The organism is Streptomyces sp. OfavH-34-F, from assembly GCF_022347745.1.
In the GTDB taxonomy this organism is placed as follows: domain Bacteria; phylum Actinomycetota; class Actinomycetes; order Streptomycetales; family Streptomycetaceae; genus Streptomyces.
The window spans coordinates 1-2,376 of record NZ_JAKRGC010000540.1; the positions used below are offsets into that span (position 1 = coordinate 1).

General features: G+C 75.9%; 2 protein-coding genes and 1 pseudogene. 2 read left to right on the forward strand and 1 reads right to left on the reverse strand.

Features of this window, described 5'->3' with window-relative positions; all coding sequences use genetic code 11:
- Window positions 1–369, forward strand: a pseudogene (locus MHW47_RS34565) (hypothetical protein); the annotation flags it as partial.
- 90 nt (window positions 370–459) lie between these two features.
- Entirely contained in the window at window positions 460–1,386 is a 927-nt protein-coding gene (locus MHW47_RS34570; RefSeq protein WP_239227788.1) for a class I SAM-dependent methyltransferase, read from the forward strand.
- Between the two features lie 25 nt (window positions 1,387–1,411).
- On the opposite strand, the gene leuE is transcribed toward MHW47_RS34570, so the two are convergent.
- Window positions 1,412–2,095, reverse strand: a complete 684-nt coding sequence (gene leuE / locus MHW47_RS34575) for a leucine efflux protein LeuE (protein ID WP_239227789.1) — start codon at window positions 2,093–2,095, stop codon at window positions 1,412–1,414.
- Window positions 2,096–2,376 lie beyond the last annotated feature (281 nt).

Here is a 2,376-nt window from a genome sequence, read left to right on the forward strand (position 1 = left end):
CACGACGCGGTCGGCTGCCTGGACCGGGACCGGCTGGCGGCGGCGGTGGCCGGGCTGAAGCGGACGGGGGCGACCCGGGTCGCGGTCACCGGCAGCGGCGTGCGGGCCGAACTCCCGCCGCACACGCGGGGCCTGGCGGTGCTCGCCGCGCCCCGGATCGCCGGCTGGAGGTGTCAGGGCCGCCCGGCCGACTCGTACCTGGGCCTGGTCGCGGTGCCGGTGAGCGGCGACCACCCGGTGCTGGACTGCGCGTACCGCCCGCCGGGTCTGAGGGCGGGCGCCCTCGCGGGGGCGGTGGCGCTGGCAGGCCTGGTCGCGGTGGGGGTGGCGGGGCGTTTCGGGCGCCGGCGGCGCAAAAGCGCGAAATAGCGGGGCTTCCCGGAGCGTGGTCCCGGCGACACCGAGACTTCATCTCCGCGTGGTGGGAGCGGGCCCGCGCCCGCGCGTACGTTCCCAGCCATGGCCTCCCTGCTGAACACCCGTCTGGCGAAGCGGGCGCTGCGCCCCGCCGCCGCCCTCGTCGACCGCCGCATCCAGTCGCGCGTGGAGCGCGCCGCCGCCCCGCTGCGCGGGGAACTCGCCGCGCTGCGCCGGGACTACGAGGACGAGCGGCACTCCCGGTACGCCCTGGAGCTGCTGCTGGACGGCACCGGGCGCGGCGCGCACCGTATGCCGCCGCCCGCCGAGTTCGACCGGCTGGTCGGCCAGGTGGCGGCGCTGGCCGGGGACGCGGCGGCGGCGCGCCGGAGCGTGGTGGCCGCCTACCGGACGGTGGTGGCGCTGGAGGCGCTCGGCGTGGGGCGGCTGGCGGGCTCGACGTCCAACGTGTGCGGCAAGCTGGCGACCGTGCCGCTGCTGGCCCCGCCGAACGGCCGCATCCTGGAGATCGGCACGCTGTACGGGCTGTTCGCCGCCGCGCTGACCCGGATGACGCACCGGGCGGGCACGGAGCCGGAGCTGACGATCGTGGACCCGCTGGCCGGTTCGCAGCTCCAGCCGGGCACCGCGCAGCCCGCCGACCCGACCGGCACCCCGGTGCGCGAGGACGTGGTGCGCGCCAACCTGGCGCTGACGGGCGGTGGCACGACGCACCACCCCAGGATCGTGCGGGGCTTCTCCGGTGCGCCGGAGGTCCGGGCGGAGGCCGGGGACCGGTCGTACGGGGTGATCGTGGTGGACGGCGACCACTCCGGGCCGGGGGTGGCCGCCGATCTGGAGTGGGTCGAGGAGATCGCGGCCCCCGGTGGGATCGTGGTGCTCGACGACTACGGGGACGCGGCCTGGCCGGGGGTGCGGGACGCGCTGGACGCGCATCTGTCGGGCGGCGCGTCCCGGCTGCGGCTGCTGGGGCGGGTCTCCACCTCGGCGTACCTGCGGGCGGAATGACCGAGGGCGGCCCCGGGCCCGGCCGTCAGACGCTGCTGAGCGACAGCTTCGCGGCGAAGCCGAGGAACAGCACTCCGGCCGCCGAGGTGGCGCCCGCCGAGAGCCGCCTGCGCCGGCGGAAGGCGTCCGACAGCCGGGTGCCGCCGAAGATCAGCACGGACAGGTAGAGGAAGCTGGCGATCTGCAGCAGGGTGCCCAGGACCAGGAAGGACAGCGCCGGGTAGGCGTATCCGGGGTCCACGAACTGCACGAAGAAGGAGATCAGGAACAGGATCGCCTTCGGGTTGAACAGGCTGACGACCAGCGCCCGCCGGTACGGCCGCTCCATGGCCCGCGCGGTCGGCACCGCGCCCGTCGCGTCCGCCGTGGCCGACTCGCCGGTGATCTCGGCGACCCTGCGGTGCCGTTCGCGCCACATCGCCAGGGCGGCCCGCAGCATGCCGATGGCCATCCAGGTGAGATAGCCGGCGCCCGCGTACTTGACGACGGCGAACAGCAGGGGCGTGGTCTGCAACAGCGACGAGGCGCCCAGCGCGGACAGCGTCATCAGGACGGCGTCCCCGGTCCACACCCCGGCGGCGGCCGCGTAGCCGGTCCGTACCCCGCGCCGGGCGGCGACGGAGAGCACGTAGAGCGAGTTCGGACCGGGCAGCAGCACGATCAGCGCGAGGCCGGCGAGATAGGTCGGAAGGTCGGTGACACCCAGCATGCGACGGAGTGTCGCACGCGTCCGCGGCCCCCGGAACGCGCGGAGGTCACGCTTTCCTCTCGACCGCGGGGATTGGGCAACCGGGCCGAGCGGGAACCCGTCCCATGAGATACGCGCACACACGAGTCGAGGACGCAGCAGCCGGGAAAGCAGGGGGTCGGGAGATGACAGGCACGGGCAGGACCGGGCGCGGTGGCGCACGCCGGGGCGGCCGGGCGGCGGCCGCCGTGACCGTGGTGGCGCTGGCCGCCGTGACCGCGGGCTGCAAGGAGCAGCCCGCC

Bases quoted from the DNA above. Each gene is read 5' to 3' on its own strand.
- MHW47_RS34570 (WP_239227788.1), top strand. From the start codon at position 460: ATGGCCTCCCTGCTGAACACCCGTCTGGCGAAGCGGGCGCTGCGCCCC.
- leuE (WP_239227789.1), bottom strand. From the start codon at position 2,095: ATGCTGGGTGTCACCGACCTTCCGACCTATCTCGCCGGCCTCGCGCTG.